The following is a 26,165-nucleotide window of genomic DNA, read 5'->3' on the forward strand; positions in this document are numbered from 1 at the left end:
CAGTTAATCGAACTGCGCGCACATCCAGGCGTGATACTCAGCCACTCCCGTCTCGCCTTCACGCGGCGCCCAATGAGCACATTCGACTTCGCTGAGCGGGTGATAGGGCCCGGATTTGCATTCGAACATCAGGGTGTCCGGCGCCAGTACCACCAGGCCATGAAACACGCCTGGTGGCAGGTCCACACCCAGGCAATCGCCGCCCGCCTGCATCAGCCGCTTGCTCAACACGTGGCCGTTTTCATCGAACACCAACAGGCCCAGCGCACCCTTGAGCACCAACAGGCATTCGGCCTTGTCGGCACTCAGGTGGCGATGTGGCGGGACGTAAGTGCCGGGCTGCATACCCACCGCCAAACGATGGCACGACTCTTCCATCTGGTGGAAGGTGTGGTGCTGCCGGCCACGCGGATTTTTCGCAGCTTTCTCAGCGAGGTCGACAAACAGCGACTGATCGAGAAAACGCGGACCGCTCATGATTACATCCCTTTAACCGCATAAATGCCGGCCGCGTTGCGCCAGTAACCTTTGTAATCCATGCCGTAACCGAAGACGTAGCGGTCGATGCACGGCAGGCCGACGAAATCGGCTTTCAGGTCCGCACGAGCCTTGCGGTCGTGTTCCTTGTCGATCAGCACGGCGGTGTGTACGGCGCGGGCACCCGCGTGCTTGCAGAAGTCCACGATCGCGCCAAGGGTATGACCTTCATCGAGGATGTCATCGATGATCAACACGTCCCGGTCGATGAACGAGACTTCTGGCTTGGCTTTCCAGAACAGGTCGCCGCCGGTGGTCTCGTTGCGGTAGCGGGTAGCGTGCAGGTAGGACGCTTCCAGCGGGAAATTCAGATGGGTCAACAGCTTGCCAGAGAAGATCAGGCCGCCGTTCATCACGCAGAACACCACCGGATTACTGTCAGCCAGTTGGGCGTTGATCTGCGCACCGACACGGGCGATGGCCACTTCGACTTCAGCTTCTGTGTAAAGGCAGTCAGCCTCGCGCATGATTTGACGGATATGCTCGAGATCAGCAGACATAGCGCTCTCCAAGGGGTGCGGTGGAAGAAAAGCGGGCAAAGGTACGCATCCGCTTCGGTCAGGGCAAGCATTTGTGAACTAACGTTCCGGATGTTCTAAGACAGTAACATTTGGAATAGATTAACCTAGGCCGTTTTTTTCCTACGCCGGAGCTTTCCTTATGCCTATTCGTGAGATCCGCCATCCGCTGATCCGCCACAAACTCGGCCTTATGCGCCGGGCTGACATTAGCACGAAGAACTTCCGCGAGCTTGCTCAGGAAGTCGGTGCCTTGCTCACCTACGAGGCGACCAAAGACCTGCCCCTGGAAAGCTACGAAATCCAGGGTTGGGCCGGCACCGTGCAGGTCGAGAAAATCGCGGGCAAGAAAATTACCGTGGTGCCGATCCTGCGCGCAGGCATTGGTATGCTCGACGGTGTACTCAGCCTGATTCCAGGCGCCAAGGTCAGCGCCGTGGGCCTGGCCCGCAATGAAGAAACCCTGCAAGCGCATACCTACCTGGAAAAGCTGGTCCCGGAAATCAATGAGCGTCTGGCGATGATCATCGACCCGATGCTGGCAACCGGCAGCTCTATGATCGCGGCTATCAACCTGCTGAAAAAAGCCGGCTGTAAGGAAATCCGCGCCATGGTCCTGGTCGCTGCGCCCGAAGGCATTGCGGCGGTGGAAAAAGCGCACCCTGACGTGATGATCTACACAGCGTCCATTGATCAGTGCCTGAACGAACACGGCTACATCATTCCAGGCCTAGGCGATGCCGGCGACAAAATATTCGGCACCAAGCAGAAGGACGCCTGATGAGGCCGGATGAGTTCAACGATCCACTCTGGCGTACGATTCTGTCGGGCGCACAGATGCTGTTCGTGGCCTTCGGCGCATTGGTCTTGATGCCGCTGATCACCGGGCTTGACCCCAATGTCGCGCTATTCACCGCCGGGTTTGGCACGCTGCTGTTCCAGATCGTCACCCGGCGTCAGGTCCCGGTATTCCTGGCATCAAGCTTTGCTTTCATCACGCCGATCATTCTCGCCAAGGGTCAGTTCGGCCTGGCGGCGACCATGGGCGGGGTGATGGCGGCGGGCTTCGTCTACACGTTCCTCGGGCTTGCGGTGAAGGTCAAAGGCATCGGTTTTATCGACCGTCTGTTGCCGCCGGTGGTGATCGGTCCAGTGATCATCTCGATCGGTCTGGCAATGGCGCCGATTGCCGCGAACATGGCCATGGGCAAAGGCGGCGATGGCGCGGAACTCATTCCTTATCGCACCGCGATGTTGATCTCAATGCCCGCGTTGCTGACCACGGTGATTGTCGCGGTGTTTGGCAAAGGCATTTTCCGTCTGGTCCCGATCATTTCCGGAGTACTGGTCGGCTTTGCGTTGGCGTTCTACTTCGGCGTTGTCGATACCGCAAAAATTGCCGCCGCCCCTTGGTTGGCACTGCCGCACTTCACCGCACCGGAATTCAACTGGCAGGCGATTCTGTTCATCGTTCCCGTCGCGCTGGCCCCGGCCATCGAGCATATCGGTGGGGTGATTGCGGTCGGCAGCGTGACCGGACGCGACTACCTGAAAACGCCGGGCCTGCATCGCACCCTGCTCGGTGATGGTATTGCGACCACGGCAGCCGGCCTGTTTGGCGGACCACCCAACACCACCTACGCCGAAGTCACGGGCGCGGTGATGCTGACCAAGAACTACAACCCGAAGATCATGACCTGGGCGGCGATTTTCGCCATCAGCCTGGCCTTCATCGGCAAGTTCGGTGCGTTGCTGCAAAGTATCCCGATTCCGGTGATGGGCGGGATTCTCTGCCTGCTGTTCGGCTCGATCGCGGCGGTGGGGTTGAACACCATGATTCGGCACAAAGTCGACCTCGCCGAAGCGCGCAATCTGGTGATTGTGTCGGTGACGCTGGTGTTTGGTATTGGCGGGGTATTGATCGGCACTGGCTCCGGCCCGAACGATTTCGGCCTCAAGGGCATTGCCCTGTGTGCCGTGGTCGCGATTGCGCTGAACCTGCTACTGCCAGGCAATGACAGCTGGAAGCACAAGAAAAAGCTGGAAGAGATGCTTTAGTTTTTTGTTTCGTTCCCACAGGGACTGCGCAAGGCACACTCTTTGTGCAGCCTCTGTGGGAGCGAATTTATTCGCGAAGAGGACGGGACAGACGGTAGATCGTCTGTGCCTGAAATCAAGCCTTCGCGAATAAATTTTCTCCTATCAAACTGATTTTTAATCGTTTAAAAACAATGTGTTGGCGCTGGTCTTGATGTGTATATCCGGCATTTTGGTGTGCTGGAATTACGGTTTCGCTTTTACAGCGAGGAACCTTTTACAAACGCCGGAATGCCGGACCACTAAAAGGTACCCCAAAACGCTTGCCCCGCCATACGGATCCTCGCTTAGGCTCGGATTTCCCTCGCTCCGGCGTTGCTCCGGGGGTCGCCGCAAGGGGCCGTCCCTGGCCCCGTGCGGCTAACTCGGCATCCTTGCCTCGTACCCCCCTGCGCAACGCCTGCGCTCGGCCTACTGGAAAAGGGGCCTGGCCGTAATTCGGCAGTCAATTCACACAAAATCACAAAGGCAGATCAAAAACCTGTGGGAGCAGGCTTGCAACTACGCGTCCCGCTGCGAAGGCGGCTTATCTGACACCCCACCAATCACGACACACAAATCGCAACCCAGTTTGCTGCGCGACAACGCAGTGTCGCAGACGGGGCGAGCCCTCCTCTCGCCAATCAAAGCATCAACGGCGCCCGCTCACACAGAGTATTCAGCGCCGCGGCCCAATTCGGGTCATCATTGAGGCACGGGATCAGGACCAGCTCATCGCCACCGGCCTCGCGAAATTGCTCGCGGCCGCGATCTCCGATTTCTTCCAGGGTCTCGATGCAATCAGCAACAAAGGCCGGGCACATCACCAGAATCTTTTTGATCCCCTGCTGCGCCAAGGCTTCAAGTCGTGCCTCGGTGTACGGTTCGATCCACTTGGCCCGACCCAACCGCGACTGAAACGACACCGACCATTTGCCCTCGGGCAAGCCCAGACGCTCAGCGAACAGCCCCGCTGTACGCAGGCACTGTGCGCGGTAGCAGGTGGCGAGCACTTGCGCAGACGCCATCTGGCAGCAGTCAGCGCCTTTGAAGCAATGATTGCCGGTGGAATCGAGCTTGTGCAGATGCCGCTCTGGCAGGCCATGAAAACTCAGCAACAGATGGTCATGTTCCTGCTGCAAATGCGGTCGGACATTCTCCACCAGCGCATCAAGGTATTCGGGCTGATCGTAAAAGGGTTGCAGCACCGAAAACTGTAGTTTCAAACGTTTCACCTGCACTACCCGCTTTGCCTCTTCAATCACCGTGGTCACGGTGCTGTCGGCAAACTGCGGATACAGCGGCGCCAGCGTTACCTTCTGAATACCTTGGGCCGCCAGGCGCGTGAGCATCGTCTCGATTGACGGTTCGCCATAACGCATCGCCAGCTCGACCGGACCTTGGGTCCACTCCTTGACCATGGCCTTTTGCAGGCGCTGACTCAGCACCACCAACGGCGAACCTTCATCCCACCAGATCGAGGCATAGGCATGCGCCGACTGCTCGGGCCGCTTGACCAGGATCAGTGACACCAACAAGCGCCGAATCGGCCACGCCAGGTCAATGACATAAGGGTCCATCAAAAATTGATTAAGGTAACTGCGGACATCCGCCACCTTGGTCGAAGCCGGTGAGCCCAGATTGACCAGCAACAGCGCGTGATCGGTCATGCAACATCCTATTTCAGTGGCGACCTAGCAAATCATCCAGGGCCGCGTGCAGATCAGTGAATTGGAAAGTGAAACCTGCCGCGTGTAATCGAACCGGTTGCGCACGCTGACCACCCAGCAACAGCACGGACATTTCGCCCATCAGCAGGCGCAAGACAGAGGCCGGCAATGGCATGAACGCGGGGCGGTGCAGCACGTCAGCCAGCGTCTTGGCGAATTCGCGATTGCGTACCGGGTGTGGCGCGCAGGCATTATAAGGACCTCGGGCATCAGGCTGGTTCAACAGAAAATCAATCAGTGCGATTTGATCCTGCAGATGAATCCACGCCATCCATTGCCGACCATTGCCGATGGGGCCGCCCAGACCGAGCTTGAACGGCAGCAACAGGCGCTGCAAAAAACCGCCCTGATTCGCCAGTACCAACCCCGTGCGCACAATCACCACGCGGATGCCCAGGTCCTCAGCACGCTGCGCAGTCTCTTCCCAGCTTTCGCACAACTGACTGGCAAAATCCCGATTGACTGGCGGCGCGCTTTCGTTCAATTCACGCTCGCCGCCATCGCCATACCAGCCCACGGCCGAGCTAGAAATCAGCACCTGCGGTTTTTGCTCGCGCCGCTCCAGCCAAGCGAGCAGCTGTTCGGTGAGACCGATGCGACTGCTCAACAGCAGCAGCTTGCGTTTGCGGGTCCAGGGCCTGTCAGCAATCGGCGCACCGGCCAAATTGATCACCGCATCCACTGGTTCGACTCCCAACGCGTCAAGACTCGCGATACCCCGGACCGAATCACCGCAGAGCTTGCCGACCTCTTCGGGTCTGCGACTCCAGACAGTGAGCTGATGACCTTGGGCTCGCCAGTGCTTGCAGAGCTGACGTCCTATCAAACCAGTACCGCCGGTCAGCAATATGTGCATGACATCTCCCTCGCGTGGCGTTCGTCGCAAATCGTTAGTCTATTAATTACAGACCGGTGCTTTCACTCACCGCTGTTGACCTAACAATAGGCTACCCCTGAAAACGGTGACGCTGCATGACCCGTTCGGGTAGTTGAAAACCCCCATTAGGGTGCCAGACTCAAGCTATCGGGCCGTACGATCAGCAAGACGCAACAAGTTATACCAAAAAACAATATTGTACAGGTTTTAACTACGGCGTAGTCTGTACAGACAAGGTAAACGAGGCCCCTATGACTGTACCCATCGCAATCATCGGCACCGGCATCGCCGGACTCTCCGCTGCCCAGGCGCTCCACGCCGCCGGGCATTCGGTTCATCTTTTCGATAAAAGTCATGGCAGTGGCGGCCGAATGTCGAGCAAGCGCAGCGATGCCGGCTCTTTGGACATGGGCGCGCAGTATTTCACCGCTCGTGATCGCCGCTTCGTCGACGCGGTTCAGCAATGGCAAACCAAAGGCCATGTCGCTGAATGGAAGCCATTGCTCTACAACTACCACGCAGGCCAGCTCAGCCCGTCGCCGGATGAACAAGTGCGCTGGGTCGGCAGCCCACGCATGAGTGCGATCACCCGAGCCATGCGCGGTGATCTGCCGGTCACCTTCTCGTGCCGGATCACTGAGGTTTTTCTTGGCGAAGAACACTGGAATCTGCAGGACGCCGAAGGCATTACCTACGGTCCTTTCAGCCATGTGGTGATCGCTACGCCCGCGCCTCAAGCGACCACCTTGCTGGCGGCCGCGCCGAAACTTGCCAGCGTCGCTGCCGGTGTGCAGATGGAACCGACCTGGGCCGTAGCGCTGGCATTCGACACCCCCCTGCAAACCCCGATGGAGGGCTGCTTCGTGCAGGACAGTCCGCTTGACTGGCTGGCCCGCAACCGCAGTAAACCGGGGCGCGACAGCGCACTCGACACCTGGGTGCTGCATGCCACCAGCGCCTGGAGCAAGCAGCATCTGGACATGCCCAAGGAAGCCGTGATCGAACAATTGCACGGAGCTTTCGCTGAACTGGCTGGCTGTGCCATGCCCGCCCCCGCGTTCACCCTGGCCCACCGCTGGCTGTATGCACGTCCGGCAAACGCTCACGAATGGGGTGCGCTGTCCGACTCCGATCTGGGTTTATATGTGTGTGGCGACTGGTGCCTGTCGGGTCGGGTCGAAGGTGCATGGCTCAGCGGTCAAGAAGCCGCTCGCCGACTGATAGAACATCTGGAATGAACCGTCTCAATCCGCGCAAGTTGCTGCTGTCTAAGTGGACAGCAGCCCATCCCCAAAACCGGGAAAAGCATTTCCTGGTCACCGAACTGTTCCGTGACGAAGAAGGCAACGTACTGGGTATTGAGTTGCAGGCCGTGCTCACCCAGCGCAGTGAACGCTTCCCCTGGCAAACCCTGCAAGACGCTGAGGCGTGGCGTATCGGCTGGGAATAGCACAGCGCCGAGCAGACACCTTTTCCCCCTGCCCCGACCTCGTTACACACCCGTACCCCTCAGAAAATCCGCGACAATACTTGTACAAATAATTTGACTTGTACAGGGTTAAACCTATGATGAACCAAAGCTGTACAGAAACTTATATCTGTACAAGTCTAGCTTAGAGGTTTGTCATGATCCGCACCCCCGCCATTCACAAACCGAAGCTCGGCGTCAGCGCCTGCCTGATGGGCGTCGAAGTGCGCTTCAACGGAGGCCACAAAGAGTCACACCTGTGTACCCGCAGCCTGAATGAATATTTCGACTTCATACCGGCCTGCCCGGAAGTCGCCATCGGCATGGGCATTCCCCGCGAAGCCATTCGCCTGATCGGCGATCCCGCGAATCCTCAGGCCGTCGGCAGCGTCCATAGCGAATTGAACGTGACCCAGGCGCTGGCTGATTACGGCACGCACATGGCGACCGAAATGGACGACCTCTGCGGCTACATTTTTATGCAGAAATCCCCCTCATGCGGCCTTGAGCGGGTCAAGGTCTACCAGGACAACGGTGTACCGGCACCCGACGGCGGTCGCGGCATTTATGCCCAGGCTTTTTGCGCTCGACAGCCAGATCTCCCCGTCGAAGAAGACGGCCGCCTCAACGACCCGGTATTACGGGAGAACTTCATCACCCGCGTGTTTGTTTACGCCGACTGGCAAGCCTTGTTACGCAGCGGGTTGAGTCGTCGCGGGCTGTCCGAGTTTCACGCTCGCTACAAATACCAACTGATGGCCAATAACCCGGCGCAGTACCGGGTGCTGGGGAAAATGCTCGGTTCCATGGCCAACGCCGATCCCGATGACATCGGCCCGCGCTACTTCAGCGAGTTGATGAGCGCGCTAAAAAAATGCGCCACCCGCGGCACCCACACCAATGTCCTGCAACACCTCAACGGTTACTTCAAAAAAACCATGAGCCCCGGAGACAGCCAAGAGATACAGCGCCTGATTGCCCAATACCGCCAAGGTGTCGTGCCATTGGTGGTGCCGTTGACCCTGCTCAAGCATCACTTGCGCCAGCACCCGGACCCGTACGTGAGTCAGCAGGTTTATCTGCAACCGCACCCGGAAAACCTCAGCCTGCGAAATGCGATCTAAACCATGAACGATTCAAGCGGCGAGGCGCTCGACGGCCCCCCGGAACGCGGACCCGATGCTTATGCATTGGCGCTGGAACAAGGCTGGTTGCCGATCCGCGAAGTCGCCCGGCAAACAGGGGTCAACGCCGTCACCCTGCGTGCGTGGGAGCGCCGCTACGGGCTGGTCGTGCCACAGCGCACGCCCAAAGGTCATCGCCTGTATTCGGCCGAGCACGTGCAACGCATCCTGAAAATCCTGACGTGGCTCAACCGGGGCGTATCGGTCAGTCAGGTCAAACACCTGCTCGACGCCCCACAACCCGTAGCGAACAGAGCCGAAAACGATTGGGACACGTTGCGCCAGACGCTGATGCAGGCGGTCAGCCAATTGGACGAACGTAAGATCGACGAAACCGTCAATCAGGCCATGGCGCTGTACCCGCCTCGCACCCTTTGCGAGCAGCTTTTGCTGCCGTTGCTGGCAGAGCTGGAACAGCGCTGGCAGGGACAGTTCGGCGCGCAACTGGAGCGGGTGTTTTTCTACTCGTGGCTGCGCAGCAAGCTGGGAGCACGGATCTACCACAACAATCGCCAACTCAACGGTGCACCGCTGTTGTTGGTCAATCAGTCCGATCTGCCATTGGAGCCGCACCTGTGGCTGAGCGCCTGGCTGATCAGCAGCGCCGATTGCCCGGTGCAGGTCTTCGATTGGCCGCTGCCGACAGGCGAGTTGGCGCTCGCCGTGGAGTACCTGGAGGCCCGCGCTCTGCTGCTGTATTCCAGCAAGGCGCTAAACCTCAGCCAGTTGCCCAAGCTGCTGGGCGGTATCACCTGCCCCACGCTGCTGACCGGACCAACGGTGTGCATCCATTTTGCCGAGCTGTCCGTATACACCTCTGAGATCGACGGATTGATGCTCGCCGAAGATCCCTTGACTGCCCAAACCGCGCTGCATCGACTCGGGCTTATCTAAGGAATGACCATGCAACTGATTTGGCTGCGCAGCGACCTGCGATTACATGACAACACCGCCTTGACCGCCGCGATGGAGCGTGGCCCGACGGTGGCGGTGTACCTGATCAGCGCCGGGCAGTGGCAAGCCCATGACGATGCCCCCTGCAAGGTGGACTTCTGGCTGCGTAACCTGGTTGAGCTGGGGCAGGCGTTGGGCGCATTGAATGTGCCGCTGTTGATCCGTTACGCCGACACGTGGGATCAGGCCCCCAAGGTGCTGTTTGATCTGTGCAAGGAGCACAGCATCAAGGGCCTGCACCTCAATGACGAATACGGCGTCAATGAAACGAATCGGGATCGCGCCGTCGCCGAAGCCTTGGAGCAGGCCGGGATTAATGTCTACCGCTACCTGGATCAGTTGCTCTTCAAACCCGGCAGCGTGTTGACCAAAGCCGGTAGTTATTTCCAAGTCTTCAGTCAGTTCCGCAAAGTTTGCTATTCGCGCCTGCACGAGGCCATGCCGCGTCGGGTCCACGCGCCGCAAGCACAACGTATGCTGAGCATCCACAGCGACGCCGTGCCGCGCCATGTCGATAGTTTCGCCCCACCGACGGAGGTGTTGCGCACGCTTTGGCCTGCGGGAGAAAACGAGGCGCGTCGACGCCTTGACGCTTTCACCGACGAACAGATCGGTTATTACCAGAGCGAACGGGATTTTCCGGCAAAGCCCGGCACCAGCCAGCTGTCTGCGTACCTGGCGGCCGGGGTGGTATCGCCCCGTCAATGCCTGCACGCCGCTCTGATAAGCAACCACGGGGAGTTCGAGACCGGCAACGTCGGCTCCGTCACCTGGATCAACGAACTGCTTTGGCGCGAATTCTACAAACATACGCTGGTCGGCTACCCACGGATTTCCCGACACCGCGCCTTTCGCCCGGAAACCGAAGCGGTGCCGTGGCGAGATGCCCCTGAAGAATTGGCGGCTTGGCAAGAAGCCCGCACCGGCCTGCCCATTATTGATGCGGCCATGCGCCAACTGCTGGACACCGGCTGGATGCACAACCGGCTGCGGATGGTCGTCGCCATGTTCCTGACCAAAAACCTGTTGATCGATTGGCGTCTGGGTGAGCGGTTTTTCATGCGGCACTTGATCGACGGTGATCTGGCGGCAAACAACGGCGGCTGGCAATGGAGTGCGTCCACCGGCACCGATTCGGCGCCTTATTTCCGGATTTTCAACCCCCTCAGTCAGTCGGAAAAATTCGACGGTGAAGGTCGTTTCCTCAAGCGCTGGCTGCCCGAACTGGGGGATCTGAACAAAAAAGATATCCACAACCCGGCGGCCATTGGCGGTTTGTTCGGCGCGGGCAATTACCCAAAACCCATGGTTGATTTGAAAACAAGTCGCGAACGTGCGCTGTCGGCCTTCAAAAACCTGCCCCATCGGCAGTCTGTGGGTGCTGACCATGAGTGACTTTCTGCGCCAGTTCGCCCAGCGCTTTGCCGCACTGGATAAGCAAAACCTCGATCGACTCAGCGAGCTGTACAGCGATGACGTGGTGTTTACCGATCCCTTGCATGAAATCCGTGGCCTCAACGGTGTGCGTCGTTATTTCGGCGAGCTGTACGCCAACGTCAGCCAACTGCGCTTCGATTTCTATGCCTTCGATCAAACAGGCGAAGGCAAAGGCTACCTGCGCTGGACCATGAGTTTTTGCCACCCGCGATTAAATGCCGGTCGGCTGATTCGGGTTGAGGGCTGCTCGCACTTGCTGTGGCACGACAAGGTTTACCAGCACCACGACTTCTTCGACGCGGGAGCCCTGCTCTATGAGCACGTGCCTGTCATGGGACGAGCCATTGCCTGGCTAAAAAGGAGACTGGTATGACGCCTCCTGACGCACGACGCATCTGGCTGACCGGCGCCAGCAGTGGCATCGGTCTGGCGCTGGCCGAAGAGCTGATCAAGTCCGGCCACCGGCTGGCCCTGACCGCGCGCACGCTGGGGCCGCTCGAAGCGCTGGCTGAACGTTATCCACGGAAGGTCCTGCTGGCGCCCGGCGACATTACCGACAGCGAGCAAGTCAAGGCCATCGGCGAGCGCATTGGTGAGGTATGGGGTTCTCTGGACACCGTGATTCTGAATGCCGGTACCTGTGAGTATGTCGACTGCAAACAGTTCGACGCGGCGCTGGTCGAGCGCGTGGTGCGGACCAATCTGCTGGCCAGCAGTTACTGCGTCCAGGAAGCACTGCCGCTGCTGCGCTTGGGTAGAAAACCGCACCTTGTGGCCGTCATCAGCTCAGTGACCTATTTACCCCTGTCACGCGCTGAAGCCTATGGTGCCTCCAAGGCTGGCCTGCGTTATCTGTTCGAGGCCCTGCGCATCGATCTGGCCCACGAAGGCATCGACGTCACCCTCATCAGCCCCGGTTTTGTCGATACACCACTGACCGCCCAAAACGACTTCCCCATGCCCCTGCGCTGGTCCGCAGAGAAAGCCGCCAGCCATATTGCCGAACGCCTGCAACGCCCACGCAGGCCTCTGGAGATTGCCTTCCCAGCGGTGTTCATCTTTGCCCTGCGCCTACTGGCGCTGCTGCCGACACGCCTGCAACTCACGCTGGCTAAACGCGTGGTTCGCTCACCTAACATGCAGAAGAGTACGCCATGAAAGTCGCGATCATCGGCAGCGGCATCGCGGGACTGACCACCGCGTACTTGCTCAATCGCAACCACGAGATCAGCGTCTTTGAGGCGGTTGACTGGATTGGCGGTCACACCCATACCGTGGACGTGACCGTCGACGGCCAGCACCATGCCATCGATACCGGCTTCATTGTGTTCAACGACTGGACCTACCCGAACTTCATTCGCTTGCTGGCTAAACTGGGCGTCACCTTCAAGGCCACTGAGATGAGTTTCTCAGTGTGCGATCCAGAGTCGGGCATGGAGTACAACGGCAATACCCTAAACAGCCTGTTCGCTCAGCGCCGTAATCTCTGTTCGCCGTCATTCTGGGGCATGTTGCGCGACATTCTGCGCTTCAACAGGGAAGCGCTGAGCGATCTGCACAGCCAGCGCATCGCCGCCGACACTACCCTCGGCGCATACCTGAAAACCGAGGGGTACGGACAGCGCTTTACCGAGCATTACATCGTGCCGATGGGGGCTGCGATCTGGTCAATGTCATTGGCCGACATGCTCTCGTTTCCTCTGCAATTTTTTGTGCGGTTCTTCAAAAACCACGGTTTGCTGTCGGTTAATCATCGGCCGCAATGGTGTGTGATCGAGGGCGGCTCTAGCCGCTATATCGAACCGCTGACCGCCTCGTTTCGTGAGAAAATCCGCCTTGATTGCCCCGTTAACCGGGTCGAGCGCGATGACGAAGGTGTATCGATTCACAGCGCAGCGGGCAGCGAACGTTTTGACAAAGTGGTGTTTGCCTGCCACAGCGATCAAGCCCTGCACCTGTTGGCGCAACCGAGCCTGGCCGAACACGACATCCTCGGCGCCCTGCCCTACGCCGACAATGATGTGGTGCTGCACACCGATATCCAACTGCTGCCCAAACGGCCATTGGCCTGGGCCAGCTGGAACTACCGGTTGGGCGGCGCCGGCCAGCACCTCGCGGCCGTGACGTACGACATGAACATTCTGCAAGGGATCGACAGTCATACCCGGTTTTGCGTGAGCCTGAATCAGACCGCCGCCATCGACCCCAGCAAGATCCTCGCTCGCTACCGCTATGCCCATCCGCAATACAGCCTGACTGCCGTTGCAGCGCAAGCGCGCTGGGAAGAACTGCATGGCGCGCAACACACCTACTATTGCGGCGCCTACTGGGCCAACGGGTTTCATGAAGATGGCGTAGTCAGCGGCCTGCGAGTGGCTCAGGCCTTTGGGGAATCGCTGTGAACAGCGCCCTGTACAGCGGCTGGATCGCCCATCGGCGGTTTTCGCCCAAGCCTCATGACTTCCGTTATCGGATTGGCCTGCTGTATCTGGACCTGGACGAACAGGACGCAGTGCTTGGCCTGTCGCCTCTGGCCGGCAGCAGCCGTTTTGCGCCGTTTTCGTTTCGCCAAAGCGACTACCTGCACGCGTACACCGGGCGCGGTGTGCCCCTGATCGATGCGGTGCGTGAGCTGGTCGGCACCGCCCTGGGCCATACGCCCCAAGGTTCGGTTTGCCTGCTGACCCAAGCCCGCAGTTGGGGTCTGGCCTTCAACCCGGTGAGTTTTTTCTACTGCCATGAGCGCGACGGCCAACTGGCCGCCATCCTCTGCGAGGTCAGCAACACGCCGTGGCGTGAGCACTATCACTACGTCCTGCCCGCCAACGGTGCAGGCCATCAGCATTTCGCGGTGGCCAAAGCCTTCCACGTTTCGCCGTTTCTGCCGCGGGATTTGGAGTACCGCATGAGCTTCAGTCAGCCAACGGAAAAGCTCGGCGTGCACATGGCCGACTGGCAGGGCGAACTCAAGGTGTTCGACGCCACACTCAACCTGCAACGCCAGGCGCTGAACCGCACCAGCCTGCACCGTTATTTACTCGAGTTTCCGTGGATGACCGCAAAGACCTGCCTGGCGATCTATTGGCAAGCCTTGCGCCTGCTAATCAAACGGACGCCCATTCATTCCCACCAGGCCGCCGACGATGCCGTCCGCATTGCCGCCGTGCAACCCAAGGACCCTCGCCATGAAAAGCAGTAACGTATCGGCCAGCTTCAGCACCAACAGCCTGACGGCCAACATTCTACGGCGCGGCGTATTGCGCCAGCTTGCCCGCTTGCAGCGCGGGCAATTGGTGGTCATCGAGGGTGAGGAACACCACGTATTCGGCGCGGCGGGTGCCGGGCAGCACGCGCAGATCCAGATTCTCGATGCTGCGGTCTGGGGCATGGTCGCCAGCAATGGCTCAATCGGCGCGGGCGAAGCATTTATTCAAGGTTACTGGAGCACACCCGACCTGACGGCAGTGATCAGGGTCTTCGTCAGCAACCTGGCGGTGCTCGACGCCATGGAGGGTGGCCTGGCGAAAATGGGACGACCGTTCATTCAGGCCCTGCATTGGCTCAATCGCAATACGCGCAAGGGCTCGCAGAAAAACATCGAGGCCCACTACGACCTGGGCAATGAGCTGTTCGAACAGTTTCTCGACCCGACCATGATGTATTCCGCAGCGCAGTTCCTCAGTCCAGACGACACCCTGGAACAGGCACAGTTGAACAAACTGGAGCGCATCTGCCAGAAACTCGACCTCAAACCCACCGATCATTTACTGGAAATCGGCACGGGCTGGGGCAGCATGGCCATTTATGCGGCGCAATATTACGGCTGCAAAGTCACCACCACTACCCTGTCGAAAGAGCAATTCGCTTACACCGAGAAGCGCATTGCCAAGTTGGGTTTAAAGGACCAGGTGACACTGCTGCTGGAGGACTACCGCGACCTGACTGGCCAATACGACAAGCTGGTGTCCATCGAAATGATCGAAGCCGTGGGACACCGGTTTTTGCCCACCTATTTCAAGCAGTGCGCACAGCTGCTGAAAAACAATGGGCTGATGCTGCTGCAGGCGATCACCATCCGCGAGCAACGTTACGAGCAAGCCAAAAATAGCGTCGATTTTATCCAGCGCTACATTTTCCCCGGCGGCGCTTTACCGTCGGTGCAGCGGATGCTGGAGATCATCGGCCGTGACACCGACATGAACATGCTGCACATGGAGGATTTCGGCCTGCATTACGCGAAAACCCTGCGCCTGTGGCATGACAATTTTCGTCACGCCCACGGCTACTTGATGGAACTGGGCTACGACGATTACTTCCTGCGGCTGTGGGAGTTTTACCTGTGCTACTGCGAAGGTGGCTTCCTTGAACGGACCATCGGCACCGCGCAATTACTGTTGGCCAAGCCGGACGCGCTGCCACAACCGTTACTCGGCCGTTTTGATGCTTAAACCGCTGGCCAACGCGCTGCTGTTCCAGATCGGCTGGTTCGCCTGCGTACTGGGCGGCGACAGCCTGTGGTTGCTGATTCCTGCGAGCGTATTGTGCGTGCATCTGCTGTGGATAAGTTCATGGGCGGCAGAGGCCAAACTGCTGATCAGCGTCACGCTGATCGGGACCTTGCTGGACAGCGCCTTGCAGGCGCTCGGGGTATTTGATTTCGACACCGGCGGGCCGTTGATCCCGCTGTGGTTGATCATGTTATGGGCGGTATTGGCGACCACGCTCAATCACTGCCTGGCCTGGACCGCCACGCCCTGGTGGCGCGCCAGCCTGCTCGGGGCCATCGGCGGCCCCCTGTCGTACTGCGCCGGTTCGCAGATGGCGGGGGTTCATTTACCGCTGGGGGTGTGGCCGAGCATCGTGTTGCTGGGGTTGATCTGGGCGGTGTTGTTTCCGTTGTTGCAAGGTCTGGCAAATCTTCTGCGCCCGACAGGCAGCCTTCGCGAATAAATTCGCTCCCACCAGGGGCGGTGTTCTGTCAGCGGATTCACACGGGGGCTGCGCACTGGCATACACTGCGCGCCTATGACAACCACCAACATTCCATTGACCCAAATCGACGCAGAACCGGCCGTCACGTGTTCGACCTGTGCGGCCTGTTGTTGCCAGCTGGAAGTGATGCTGATCACTGATACCGGCGTGCCTGAACGTTACATCGATACCGATGATTGGGGCGGTGAAGTCATGCTCCGCCTGGATGATGGCTGGTGCGCGGCGCTGGATCGCAACACCATGATGTGCACCATCTACGAGAAGCGCCCACTGATCTGCCGCGAATTCGAGACAGGGGAAGCGGATTGCCTGCACGAACGCCGTGGGATTGCCACGGCCTATCGTTAACGCCCTCTTTAGAACCGCATCGCCCGTCTAGAACGGCATCGTGTAGTGCAGTGCGTAACTTTCTACACCAGAGTTGACGTCGTTGAACCCGGCATTGGAATAGTGAATCGCACGAATCCCGATCTCATGCCCCCCCGCAAAGCGCAGCCCCACCCCAATCCGGTCTTCGAACAGAACGGACGTACCCAATCGCTGGTCTTCCACCCGGGTACGGGAAAACACTGCCACGCCGATACCTGCTTCGACGTAAGGCTTGACGCTTGCGCCGTCGAACTCATAAACCAATACCGGAGAAAACGACAGGCTGTTGTTGCTGGGCGCTTTGCGGCCGTCCCAGTAGGTGTAAGCCCCACTCCAATAACCCGTCAGACGCCCCACATCACTCTGTAACCAGCTTTTATCCCAATCAAATTGCAGCCCCAACCTATAGGTCATCGTCGACTCGCCGGTATGACCGACCGAGAACTCGACGCCAGCGGCTTGAGCGCTAACACTTTGCCCCATTAATGCGGCCGCAAGCGCAGCCAGACAAAAAAGTCGCTTCATTAGAAACATCCTATTTTCGAATGCAGTTGTAGGGATTTTTCACCTCTCACCCGACGTCTTATAAAAATCCGCCGCTACGCGTTAGTTCAGCTCAAAACTGAGCCCTTCGCGTTTTTTTTTCACTGAGGGAAAAATCGCACACAGCCAGATGTTTTCCATAACAACGGTAGGATGTTTCTGAAATCTTCCGGGGCCGCACTGGTCCAGAACTGCGTTTCTTGAGCGGGACCGGTCGCCAACAACGCTCGTTGGGTCAATAACCGTTGAAGTTGCCGGGCGACTGCACCGCCCGTATCGATCAGGCTGATCGATTCCGGGACTATCTGGCGCAGCAGTGGCTTGAGGAAGGGATAGTGCGTGCAACCGAGAATAATGGTGTCGCAGCCAGCGGCCAACAGGGGCTCGACATAGCTGCGCAGCAAGTTGCGAATGGTCGGGCTGACCAGATCACCCGTCTCGATCAGCTCGACCAGACCGGGACAAGGCTGGGTGATCACCTGCACATCAAGGGCAAACCGATCGAGCAGCGCCGCAAACTTGGCGCTCTGCAAGGTGCCCGTGGTCGCCAGCACGCCAACCACACCACTATGCGTCGCCGCCGCAGCCGGTTTGACCGCAGGCTCCATGCCGACGATTGGCCAGTCAGGATAACGTTCGCGTAGATCAGCAACGCCCGCCACCGTGGCGGTGTTACACGCCAGCACCAGCGCCTTGGCCCCCTGCTTCTGGAAAAAATCGGCAATCACCGCACAGCGTTGGCGAATGAATTCTGGGGTTTTCTCGCCATAAGGAATGTTGCCGCAATCGGCCACATACAGCAGGGACTCGTTGGGTAACAGGCTGCGAATCTCGCCCAACACCGATAAACCGCCAACCCCGGAATCGAAGACTCCAATCGGCGCTTCATGGGTTTTAATCATGGGTAAGGCCGCACACACTGCAGGCCGGATCACGCTTGACCCTCAACTCACGAAAGCGGCTGGTCAAGGCGTCGATCAATAACAGACGGCCCACTAACGGCTCGCCAAATCCGGCCAACAGCTTCAGTGCTTCAAGTGCTTGCAGGCTGCCGACCATTCCCACCAAGGGGCCAAGGACCCCGGCTTCACTGCACGTCAGTTCAGCTTCGCTGCCATGTCCGTACAAACAGTGATAACACGGGCTTTCGTCGCGCCGTGGATCGAACACCGACAATTGTCCTTCCAGGCGAATCGCCGCACCGCTGACCAGTGGTTTACGCGCTGCAACACAGGCCGCGTTCACCGCTTCACGGGTAGCAAAGTTGTCAGAACAATCGAGCACCAGATCCACCGCAGCCACCGCAGCAGCCAGGCTGTCGGCATCCAGTGCGCTGCGATGGGCGATCAGTTTCACCTCGGGATTGATTGCAGTCAGGCGTTCGATGGCTGAATCAACCTTGCTCTGCCCTACGCTGTGGCTGTCATGAATGATCTGCCGTTGCAGATTGGTCAGGTCCACGGTGTCGAAGTCGGCCAGATGCAACTCGCCGACGCCGGCAGCCGCCAGATACAGGGCCACCGGAGAACCCAGACCGCCGAGACCGACGATCAATGCCCGGCTGTGTTTGAGGCGCAACTGACCATCGATATCGACGTGCTGCAATAGAATCTGCCGGCTGTAGCGCAACAGCTCCTGGTCGGTCAGCATGGTAGGCGTCCGAGAGTAATACGCTCGTGGCCGCCCAAATCCTTGCGGCTGTGCACGCGTTCAAAGCCTTGGTCAGCCATCAGGTCGCGCACCGCGGCGGCTTGATCGTAACCGTGTTCGAGCAACAGCCAACCGCCAACATCAAGGTAATGCGGCGCTTGGGTAATGATGACGCGCAGGTCGTCCAACCCGTCGACGCCCGCCACCAGGGCACTGCTCGGTTCAAAACGTACGTCGCCTGCCACCAGATGCGGATCAGCGCTGGCAATATAAGGAGGATTACTGACGATCATGTCGAAACGCTGACCTTCAAGCGCGCTGAACCAATGGCTGATCAGCACTGTTGCATTGCTCAAGTGCAGCCGCTGTCGATTGCGCTCGGCCAATGCAACGGCTTCCGGGATGCGGTCTACGGCCGTCACGTTCCAGGCCGAACGCTCACTGGCCAGCGCCAGGGCAATGGCGCCAGTGCCAGTGCCCAGATCGAGCACGGTGACAGGCGCCAGAGCAGGCGTTGCCGCATGCAGTTCGAGTGCCGCTTCGACCAACAGCTCCGTGTCGGGACGCGGGATCAGCGTATGTGGCGCCACTTCCAGGTCCAGCTTCCAGAAGCCCTGCTGGCCCAGGATATAGGCCACCGGCTCGCCAGCGCGACGGCGATGCAGGTAGGACGCAAACACCAGCGCCGCCTCACTGCTGACAATCCGTTCGGGCCAAGTGTGCAGGTAGCTGCGGGGCTTGCCCAAAGCGGCAGCCAACAGCAACTCCACATCCAGGCGCGCCGTCGGCGAATCCGGAAGCTCGGCGGCTCTTAACACGCTGGCGATAATAGTCATTTAATCACCCAATGCCGCAAGTTGATCAGCCTGGTACTCGGCCAGCAACGGTTCTATCACTGCATCGACTCCACCGGCTAAAACATCATCAAGGGAGTACAGCGTCAGGTTGACCCGATGGTCCGTCACGCGCCCCTGCGGGAAGTTATAGGTACGAATTCGCTCGGAGCGATCACCCGATCCCACCAGCAGCTTACGCTCACTGGCGATGGCATTGGCCGCCGCGCTGGTTTGCTGATCGTTGAGTTTCGCCGACAGCCAAGACATTGCCCGAGCCCGGTTCTTGTGTTGGGAACGTTCCTCCTGGCACTCGACAACGATGCCGGTCGGAAGGTGAGTGATACGTACTGCCGAGTCGGTCTTGTTCACGTGCTGACCACCCGCGCCGGAGGACTTGTACGTGTCCACGCGCAAATCGGACGAGTTGATCTCGATGACTTGCTGCTCGTCGGGTTCAGGCAGTACTGCCACGGTGCAGGCAGACGTATGGATACGCCCCTGGGATTCGGTTTCCGGGACGCGCTGCACACGATGGGCACCGGACTCGAATTTCAATTTCCCGTAAACGTGATCGCCTTCGACGCGCGCGATGATTTCTTTGTAGCCGCCATGCTCACCTACGTTTTCCGAAAGAATTTCCACGCGCCAGCCGCGACGTTCGGCGTAGCGTGAGTACATGCGGAACAGGTCGCCGGAGAAAATCGCCGCCTCGTCGCCACCGGTGCCGGCACGAATTTCGAGGAACACATTGCGCCCGTCGTTCGGGTCTTTGGGCAGCAGCATGCGTTGTAGCTGACCTTCCAGCTCGGCCAGTTGGTCTTTGGCTTCACGGACTTCCTCGACGGCCATTTCACGCATGTCCGGGTCACTGTCCTTGAGCAGCGCCTGTGCACCTTCCAGATCGCCCAGTACTTTGAGCAGTTGGTTGTAGGTCACGACAATCGGCTCTACTTCGGCGTACTCCCGGGAATAGGCGCGGAACTTGTTTTGCTCGGAAATGACTTCGGCATCACCCAGCAGTGCGGTCAGTTCCTCAAAACGATCATTGAGGATGTCCAGCTTATTGAGCAGTGAAGCTTTCATTGCGGGGGTTTATCCGTCGAGCCCTCACCGAGGGCAAAAAGTTCTTGGGCCATGGCCAGCGCATCGAGGCGACCTTCGGCAGTCAGCTTTTTCAACTGCACACTCGGGGCATGCATCAATTTGTTGGTCAGCCCTCGCGCCAATTGCACCAGCACGTCTTCGGCGCTGCTGCCGTTCGCCAGCATGCGTTGGGCTTTAAGCAATTCGTCGTCACGCAGGCGCTCGCTTTGTTGGCGATAGGCCTTGAGCACATCCACCGCCGCCAGCTCACGCAGGCGCAGCATGAAGTCATCAGCACCCAGGTTCACCAGCTCTTCAGCGGCTTGTGCCGCGCCCTGGCGACTCTTGAGGTTTTCGGCAACCACTTCGTGCAAGTCATCAACGCTATAGAGGTAAACGTCGTCCAACTCGCCGACTTCAGGCTCGATATCGCGAGGAACAGCGATATCGACCATGAAAATCGGTTTGTGTTTGCGCAGCTTCAAGGCGCTTTCCACCGCGCCCTTGCCCAGGATCGGCAACTGGCTGGCAGTGGAGCTGATCACAATGTCGCTGTTGACCAGTTGGGCAGGGATATCGGAAAGCAAAACGGCGTGAGCGCCGAACTCTGCGGCCAGAATACTGGCCCGTTCCAGCGTGCGGTTGGCCACCACGATACGCCTCACGCCCAGCTCATGCAGATGCCGGGCGACCAGCGTGATGGTTTCGCCAGCGCCGATCAGCAATGCCTGGCTGCGCTGCAAATCACTGAAAATCTGCTTGGCCAGGCTCACGGCAGCAAACGCCACCGACACTGGGTTTTCGCCAATCGCGGTATCGGTGCGCACCTGCTTGGCCGCATTGAAGGTGGCTTGGAACAACCGCCCCAACAACGGGCCGACAGTCCCTGCTTCCCGCGCAACGGCGTACGCAGATTTCATCTGGCCGAGAATCTGCGGCTCGCCGAGCACTAGCGAGTCAAGCCCTGAGGCCACCCGCATCATGTGACGAACGGCTGCATCATCCTCATGCACATATGCACAGGCGCGCAGATCCTCCAGGCTCAGATGATGATAATCGGCCAGCCAGCGCAATATGGCATCGGACCCCAGGTGATCCTGTTCGATGTACAGTTCGCTACGGTTACAAGTCGAGAGGATCGCAGCTTCGCGGCTGTCGGTAAGACGGCAGAGCTGCTGCAAGGCCTCAACCAACTGCTCAGGCGTAAATGCCACGCGCTCGCGGACGTCTACTGAAGCAGTCTTATGGTTAATACCAAGTGCAAGGAAGGCCATTCAAGGTCGCTGATGGTGACGTGAAGCCGGCAATTGTCCTACTTCGCCAGAGTGAGAACAACCACCGCAAACTATTGTCCTATTAGAACTGCTCACTTGAAGCCGGTTATTGGTCATGTTTTTTGTCTCGATGAAGGCCCGCTGAGTAGTTTTCGCATGGGCTGTGGGTTTGCTCCTAGGCTTGTGTCATGATGATCCGACCGCAGGTAAGTCGCCCTTTCCCTATATATGAATAGATCCTCCGCGTTACTTCTCGCCTTTGTCTTTCTGAACGGCTGCCAGGCTCTGGCCCCCGTTTCACCGGAGGCTACGCCTCCGGCCGCAGACACGACGCCCGCACCTGCGCCCACGCCGCAGGTTTATAGCTCATTCACCGAAGACACCGTGTACAGCTTGCTGAGTGCGGAACTGGCTGGCCAGCGCAACCGCTTCGACATTGCGCTGGACAACTACGTTACCCAAGCGATCAATACGCAGGATCCGGGAATTTCCGAGCGTGCTTTTCACATTGCCGAGTATGTGGGCGCCGATCAGGCAGCGCTGGACACCGCGCTGATCTGGGCAAAAAACGACCCGACCAGTCTTGACGCACAACGCGCGGCGGCCATCCAGTTGGCCCGTGCCGGACGCTATGACGACTCCATGGCGTACATGGAGAAGGTGCTGCAAGGTCAGGGCGACACGCATTTTGACTTTTTGGCGCTGTCTGCCGCCGAAACCGATACCGACACCCGCAACGCTTTGCTGACCAGCTTTGATCGCTTGCTCAAAAAATACCCGAAAAACGGTCAGCTGATCTTTGGCAAAGCCTTGCTGCTCCAGCAGAACGGCGACGCCAAAAGCGCCTTGAAACTGCTGGAAGACAACCCGACCAACGACGGAGACGTCACCCCGATCCTGCTGCGCGCCCGTCTGTTGCAGGGTATGGACCGAGGCAAAGAAGCCTTGCCGATCCTGGAAAAAAGCATTCGCCAATACCCGGACGACAAACGCCTGCGCCTGACCTACGCACGCATGCTGGTCGAACAGAACCGCATGGACGACGCCAAAGTCGAGTTCTCCAGCCTGGTTCAACAGTTCCCGGATGACGACGAATTGCGTTACTCGCTGGCGCTGGTTTGCCTTGAAGCCAAAGCCTGGGATGAAGCCGTTGGTTACCTGGAAGACTTGATCGCTCGCGGTAGCCACGTCGATTCGGCGCATTTGAACCTCGGACGCGTCTACGAAGAGCGCAACGATCCGCAAAATGCCCTGACCGAATACGCTCAAGTCGGCCCAGGCAATGACTACCTGGCAGCGCAGCTGCGCCAAAGCGACATTCTGATGAGCAATGGCCGCGCGGCCGAAGCCTCGAAACGCCTGGTCGCCGCTCGCGAAGCTCAGCCCGACTATGCGATTCAGCTGTACCTGATCGAAGCCGAAACGCTGGCGAACAACAACCAAGGTGATCATGCCTGGCAACTGCTGGGGCAGGCACTGAAGCAGTATCCCGACGACTTGAACCTGCTGTACACCCGCGCCATGCTCGCGGAAAAACGCGATGATCTGGCGCAAATGGAAAAAGACCTGCGCGCGATTCTCAAGCGCGAACCTGACAATGCCATGGCCTTGAATGCCCTGGGCTACACCCTGTCAGACCGCACGACGCGCTACGCCGAAGCCAAGGTATTGATCGAGCGGGCGCACAGCCTGAACCCCGAAGACCCGGCCGTACTCGACAGCCTGGGATGGGTCAATTACCGCCTGGGCAACCTCGATGAAGCCGAACGCTTGCTACGCCAGGCGCTTGAGCGCTTCCCGGACCACGAAGTCGCCGCTCACCTGGGCGAAGTATTGTGGGCCAACGGCAAGCAACGCGAAGCCCGCAAAGTCTGGGGCAAAGCCCTCGAGCAACAACCTGATAGCCCTATTTTGCGCAGCACTCTGCGGCGCCTGACCGGATCCGAGACTCTTTAAATTTATGTTTTTGCGCCACGTTATTGTCTTCAGCCTGATTGCCCTGCTTGCCGGTTGCGCCGGTTTTACTTCTCGCGAAGCCCTGCAGGGCCAAGGTAATCCCGCGCAATGGCGGGTACACAAAGAGCAACTGAGCAGTCTCGACGGCTGGCAAATCAGCGGCAAGGTCGGCATTCGCGCCCCCAAGGATTCGGGCAGCGGCACCTTGTTCTGGCTGCAGCGTCAGGACTACTACGATATTCGCCTCTCAGGCCCTCTGGGACGCGGCGCAGCGCGCCTGACCGGGCGACCGGGCAGCGTGGTGCTGGAAGTGGCCAACCAGGGCCGCTACGAGGCCGCTGATCCCGAAGATTTGCTACAGCAACAGCTTGGCTGGAAATTACCGGTATCACACTTGGTCTGGTGGGTACGCGGCCTTCCTGCTCCCGACAGCAAGAGTCGCCTGACGCTGGACGGCGACAGTCGCCTCGCCAGCCTCGAACAGGACAACTGGCAAGTCGAATACCTAAGCTACACGCAACAGAACGGCTACTGGCTGCCTGAGCGTATCAAGCTGCATGGCCAGGACCTCGACGTCACGCTGGTGATCAAGGACTGGCAACCACGCAAACTGGGGCAGTGATCATGAGCCCCCCTCGCCTGACGCTGCCTGCGCCCGCCAAACTCAATCTGATGCTGCATATTCTTGGCCGTCGTGAAGACGGCTATCACGAGTTGCAGACGCTGTTTCAATTTCTCGACTACGGTGATGAACTCAGTTTCGCCGTGCGCGATGACGGAGAAATCCGTCTTCAAACCGAAATACCCGGCGTGCCCCATGACAGCAACTTGATCGTCAAGGCCGCCCGCGCATTGCAAAAACAGTCCGGTTGCACCCTCGGCATCGACATTTGGCTGGAAAAACGTCTGCCCATGGGCGGCGGAATCGGCGGCGGAAGCTCCGATGCTGCCACCACATTGCTCGGCCTCAATCACCTGTGGAAACTTGGTTGGGATGAAGATCGCCTGGCCGCACTGGGCCTGACATTAGGCGCGGACGTCCCGGTTTTCGTGCGTGGACACGCCGCATTTGCTGAAGGTGTCGGCGAAATACTGACCCCTGTAAACCCCGAAGAACCGTGGTATCTGGTGCTTGTACCGCAAGTATCTGTAAGTACAGCAGAAATTTTTTCAGATCCCCTGTTGACACGAAACACTCCTCCCATTAAAGTGCGCCCCGTTCTCGAGGGAAACAGTCGAAATGACTGTCAACCGGTTGTAGAGAGGCGTTACCCAGCTGTTCGTAACGCTTTGAATTTGTTAGGCAAATTTGTCGAAGCAAAATTAACCGGAACTGGAAGTTGTGTGTTTGGGGCCTTCCCAAACGAAGCTGAAGCTGTTAAAGTCTCGGCCCTTCTTACAGAGACCCTTACAGGGTTTGTAGCAAAGGGAAGCAACGTTTCGATGTTGCATCGCAAGTTACAAAATCTGTTCTAAGAATTGAGTGCTGGGCACTCAAGGTGAAACATTACAGGGGCGTCGCCAAGCGGTAAGGCAGCAGGTTTTGATCCTGCCATGCGTTGGTTCGAATCCAGCCGCCCCTGCCATTTTCTATACTCATCCAGGTATACCCTCAGCCGGCAGGTAGTGCGCGTGTCCAAGATGATGGTCTTTACGGGGAACGCTAACCCCGATCTAGCTCGACGTGTAGTACGTCAGCTGCATATCCCTCTAGGTGATATATCTGTCGGTAAGTTCTCCGATGGTGAAATCAGCGCTGAGATTAATGAAAACGTCCGCGGTAAAGACGTCTTCATCATCCAGCCAACCTGTGCTCCAACCAACGATAACCTGATGGAACTGGTAGTGATGGCAGACGCCTTCCGCCGCTCCTCAGCGTCTCGAATCACTGCGGTGATTCCATACTTTGGTTATGCCCGCCAGGATCGCCGTCCGCGTTCCGCACGTGTAGCTATCAGCGCAAAAGTTGTCGCTGACATGCTTACCGTGGTGGGGATCGATCGTGTTCTTACGGTTGATTTGCATGCTGACCAAATTCAGGGTTTCTTCGATATTCCGGTAGATAACATCTACGGCTCCCCCGTTCTGGTGGATGACATCGAAGATCAACGCTTTGAGAACCTGATGATTGTTTCCCCGGATATCGGCGGTGTCGTGCGTGCACGGGCTGTTGCTAAATCCTTGGGCGTAGATCTCGGGATCATCGACAAACGCCGTGAGAAAGCCAATCACTCTGAAGTGATGCATATCATCGGTGATGTCGAAGGGCGTACCTGTATTCTGGTCGATGACATGGTCGATACCGCCGGCACTCTGTGCCATGCGGCCAAGGCCTTGAAAGAGCATGGCGCTGCCAAGGTCTTTGCCTACTGCACACACCCTGTGCTGTCGGGTCGGGCTATCGAGAACATTGAAAATTCCATGCTGGACGAACTGGTGGTGACCAACACCATCCCGTTGTCCGCTGCCGCACAATCCTGTTCACGTATCCGCCAACTGGATATTGCACCGGTAGTCGCCGAGGCGGTTCGCCGCATCAGCAACGAAGAATCGATCAGCGCGATGTTCCGCTAAGGGCTCTGCCCAACGCTGCATCACGCTGTCGAAAAGCGCCCCGCCCCAACCTATTGTTGGGGCGGGGCTTTTTTGCCCATATCGTCTGAGCGCTGGTCGCAACCGCT

Annotated in this window: 28 protein-coding genes and 1 tRNA gene; 19 read left to right on the forward strand and 10 right to left on the reverse strand. The window is 58.5% G+C overall.

The window, feature by feature from the left end:
• Positions 1-3 precede the first annotated feature (3 nt).
• Positions 4-477: a WbuC family cupin fold metalloprotein gene (locus AC1ME2_RS08520; RefSeq protein WP_480440414.1), complete on the reverse strand. Its 474-nt coding sequence runs from the start codon at positions 475-477 to the stop codon at positions 4-6.
• 2 nt (positions 478-479) lie between these two features.
• Entirely contained in the window at positions 480-1,037 is a 558-nt protein-coding gene (locus AC1ME2_RS08525) for a hypoxanthine-guanine phosphoribosyltransferase (RefSeq protein WP_480440416.1), read from the reverse strand.
• A gap of 160 nt (positions 1,038-1,197) precedes the next feature.
• Between AC1ME2_RS08525 and upp the strand changes: the two genes are divergently transcribed.
• Together upp and AC1ME2_RS08535 are read left to right on the forward strand one after the other, a co-directional pair.
• Entirely contained in the window at positions 1,198-1,836 is a 639-nt protein-coding gene (upp, locus tag AC1ME2_RS08530; protein ID WP_480440417.1) for a uracil phosphoribosyltransferase, read from the forward strand.
• Positions 1,836-3,113 (forward strand): uracil-xanthine permease family protein, encoded by a 1,278-nt coding sequence (locus AC1ME2_RS08535; RefSeq protein WP_480440418.1) that lies wholly within the window; start codon positions 1,836-1,838, stop codon positions 3,111-3,113. The genes upp and AC1ME2_RS08535 overlap by 1 nt, the downstream gene beginning before the upstream one ends.
• A 662-nt stretch (positions 3,114-3,775) precedes the next feature.
• Here the strand turns inward: AC1ME2_RS08535 and hemH are convergent.
• A complete protein-coding gene (gene hemH / locus AC1ME2_RS08540) occupies positions 3,776-4,801 on the reverse strand; it encodes a ferrochelatase (protein WP_480440419.1) in 1,026 nt (341 codons plus the stop codon).
• Between the two features lie 13 nt (positions 4,802-4,814).
• Entirely contained in the window at positions 4,815-5,717 is a 903-nt protein-coding gene (locus AC1ME2_RS08545; RefSeq protein WP_480440421.1) for a TIGR01777 family oxidoreductase, read from the reverse strand.
• A 272-nt stretch (positions 5,718-5,989) separates the two neighbouring features.
• Between AC1ME2_RS08545 and AC1ME2_RS08550 the strand changes: the two genes are divergently transcribed.
• The 12 genes from AC1ME2_RS08550 to AC1ME2_RS08605 all read left to right on the forward strand — a co-directional run bounded on the left by AC1ME2_RS08550 (position 5,990) and on the right by AC1ME2_RS08605 (position 16,121).
• Entirely contained in the window at positions 5,990-6,976 is a 987-nt protein-coding gene (locus tag AC1ME2_RS08550) for an NAD(P)/FAD-dependent oxidoreductase (RefSeq protein WP_480440423.1), read from the forward strand.
• Positions 6,973-7,188: a TIGR02450 family Trp-rich protein gene (locus AC1ME2_RS08555; RefSeq protein ID WP_480440424.1), complete on the forward strand. Its 216-nt coding sequence runs from the start codon at positions 6,973-6,975 to the stop codon at positions 7,186-7,188. The genes AC1ME2_RS08550 and AC1ME2_RS08555 overlap by 4 nt, the downstream gene beginning before the upstream one ends.
• Positions 7,189-7,364: 176 nt before the next feature.
• A complete protein-coding gene (locus tag AC1ME2_RS08560) occupies positions 7,365-8,330 on the forward strand; it encodes a YbgA family protein (protein ID WP_480440425.1) in 966 nt (321 codons plus the stop codon).
• A 3-nt stretch (positions 8,331-8,333) separates the two neighbouring features.
• On the forward strand, positions 8,334-9,284 hold the full coding sequence (locus AC1ME2_RS08565) for a MerR family transcriptional regulator (RefSeq protein ID WP_480440427.1): 951 nt from the start codon (positions 8,334-8,336) through the stop codon (positions 9,282-9,284).
• Between the two features lie 9 nt (positions 9,285-9,293).
• Entirely contained in the window at positions 9,294-10,739 is a 1,446-nt protein-coding gene (gene phrB, locus AC1ME2_RS08570) for a deoxyribodipyrimidine photo-lyase (RefSeq protein ID WP_480440428.1), read from the forward strand.
• Positions 10,732-11,154, forward strand: a complete 423-nt coding sequence (locus AC1ME2_RS08575; protein WP_480440430.1) for a nuclear transport factor 2 family protein — start codon at positions 10,732-10,734, stop codon at positions 11,152-11,154. The genes phrB and AC1ME2_RS08575 overlap by 8 nt, the downstream gene beginning before the upstream one ends.
• Positions 11,151-11,939: an SDR family NAD(P)-dependent oxidoreductase gene (locus tag AC1ME2_RS08580; protein WP_480440432.1), complete on the forward strand. Its 789-nt coding sequence runs from the start codon at positions 11,151-11,153 to the stop codon at positions 11,937-11,939. Before AC1ME2_RS08575 ends, AC1ME2_RS08580 begins: the two co-directional genes overlap by 4 nt.
• The gene (locus tag AC1ME2_RS08585; RefSeq protein ID WP_480440433.1) at positions 11,936-13,183 is read left to right on the forward strand and encodes an NAD(P)/FAD-dependent oxidoreductase; all 1,248 of its coding nucleotides are present in this window, start codon (positions 11,936-11,938) and stop codon (positions 13,181-13,183) included. Before AC1ME2_RS08580 ends, AC1ME2_RS08585 begins: the two co-directional genes overlap by 4 nt.
• Positions 13,180-13,980: a DUF1365 domain-containing protein gene (locus AC1ME2_RS08590; RefSeq protein WP_480440435.1), complete on the forward strand. Its 801-nt coding sequence runs from the start codon at positions 13,180-13,182 to the stop codon at positions 13,978-13,980. The genes AC1ME2_RS08585 and AC1ME2_RS08590 overlap by 4 nt, the downstream gene beginning before the upstream one ends.
• Entirely contained in the window at positions 13,967-15,229 is a 1,263-nt protein-coding gene (locus AC1ME2_RS08595) for a class I SAM-dependent methyltransferase (RefSeq protein ID WP_480440436.1), read from the forward strand. Before AC1ME2_RS08590 ends, AC1ME2_RS08595 begins: the two co-directional genes overlap by 14 nt.
• Complete coding sequence (locus AC1ME2_RS08600) at positions 15,222-15,731, forward strand: DUF2878 domain-containing protein (RefSeq protein WP_480440437.1); 510 nt, start codon at positions 15,222-15,224, stop codon at positions 15,729-15,731. Before AC1ME2_RS08595 ends, AC1ME2_RS08600 begins: the two co-directional genes overlap by 8 nt.
• A 75-nt stretch (positions 15,732-15,806) precedes the next feature.
• Entirely contained in the window at positions 15,807-16,121 is a 315-nt protein-coding gene (locus AC1ME2_RS08605) for a YkgJ family cysteine cluster protein (RefSeq protein ID WP_480440439.1), read from the forward strand.
• A gap of 27 nt (positions 16,122-16,148) precedes the next feature.
• Here the strand turns inward: AC1ME2_RS08605 and AC1ME2_RS08610 are convergent, their stop codons facing one another.
• The 6 genes from AC1ME2_RS08610 to hemA all read right to left on the reverse strand — a co-directional run bounded on the left by AC1ME2_RS08610 (position 16,149) and on the right by hemA (position 21,528).
• Complete coding sequence (locus tag AC1ME2_RS08610) at positions 16,149-16,667, reverse strand: acyloxyacyl hydrolase (RefSeq protein WP_480440440.1); 519 nt, start codon at positions 16,665-16,667, stop codon at positions 16,149-16,151.
• Positions 16,668-16,786: 119 nt separating this feature from the next.
• Positions 16,787-17,587: a glutamate racemase gene (gene murI, locus AC1ME2_RS08615; RefSeq protein WP_480440441.1), complete on the reverse strand. Its 801-nt coding sequence runs from the start codon at positions 17,585-17,587 to the stop codon at positions 16,787-16,789.
• On the reverse strand, positions 17,580-18,335 hold the full coding sequence (locus AC1ME2_RS08620) for a molybdopterin-synthase adenylyltransferase MoeB (RefSeq protein ID WP_480440442.1): 756 nt from the start codon (positions 18,333-18,335) through the stop codon (positions 17,580-17,582). The genes murI and AC1ME2_RS08620 overlap by 8 nt, the downstream gene beginning before the upstream one ends.
• Entirely contained in the window at positions 18,329-19,171 is an 843-nt protein-coding gene (prmC, locus tag AC1ME2_RS08625; RefSeq protein ID WP_480440443.1) for a peptide chain release factor N(5)-glutamine methyltransferase, read from the reverse strand. Before prmC ends, AC1ME2_RS08620 begins: the two co-directional genes overlap by 7 nt.
• Entirely contained in the window at positions 19,172-20,254 is a 1,083-nt protein-coding gene (prfA, locus tag AC1ME2_RS08630; protein WP_480440444.1) for a peptide chain release factor 1, read from the reverse strand. It abuts the gene before it with no gap.
• Positions 20,251-21,528 carry a glutamyl-tRNA reductase gene (gene hemA, locus AC1ME2_RS08635; RefSeq protein WP_480440446.1) on the reverse strand — a complete coding sequence of 426 codons (1,278 nt, stop codon included), beginning with the start codon at positions 21,526-21,528 and terminating at the stop codon, positions 20,251-20,253. The genes prfA and hemA overlap by 4 nt, the downstream gene beginning before the upstream one ends.
• A 228-nt stretch (positions 21,529-21,756) precedes the next feature.
• On the opposite strand from hemA, the gene AC1ME2_RS08640 reads away from it, so the two are divergent.
• The 5 genes from AC1ME2_RS08640 to AC1ME2_RS08660 all read left to right on the forward strand — a co-directional run bounded on the left by AC1ME2_RS08640 (position 21,757) and on the right by AC1ME2_RS08660 (position 26,058).
• Positions 21,757-23,484, forward strand: coding sequence for a tetratricopeptide repeat protein (locus tag AC1ME2_RS08640; RefSeq protein WP_480440447.1), 1,728 nt, complete (start codon positions 21,757-21,759; stop codon positions 23,482-23,484).
• Between the two features lie 4 nt (positions 23,485-23,488).
• Positions 23,489-24,106, forward strand: a complete 618-nt coding sequence (gene lolB, locus AC1ME2_RS08645; protein WP_480440448.1) for a lipoprotein insertase outer membrane protein LolB — start codon at positions 23,489-23,491, stop codon at positions 24,104-24,106.
• Between the two features lie 2 nt (positions 24,107-24,108).
• The gene (gene ispE, locus AC1ME2_RS08650) at positions 24,109-24,960 is read left to right on the forward strand and encodes a 4-(cytidine 5'-diphospho)-2-C-methyl-D-erythritol kinase (RefSeq protein ID WP_480440449.1); all 852 of its coding nucleotides are present in this window, start codon (positions 24,109-24,111) and stop codon (positions 24,958-24,960) included.
• A gap of 35 nt (positions 24,961-24,995) precedes the next feature.
• Positions 24,996-25,070: transfer RNA gene (locus tag AC1ME2_RS08655), tRNA-Gln, on the forward strand.
• A 46-nt stretch (positions 25,071-25,116) separates the two neighbouring features.
• Complete coding sequence (locus AC1ME2_RS08660) at positions 25,117-26,058, forward strand: ribose-phosphate pyrophosphokinase (protein ID WP_219063551.1); 942 nt, start codon at positions 25,117-25,119, stop codon at positions 26,056-26,058.
• Positions 26,059-26,165 lie beyond the last annotated feature (107 nt).

It is taken from the genome of Pseudomonas sp. ASL9 (assembly GCF_056680335.1).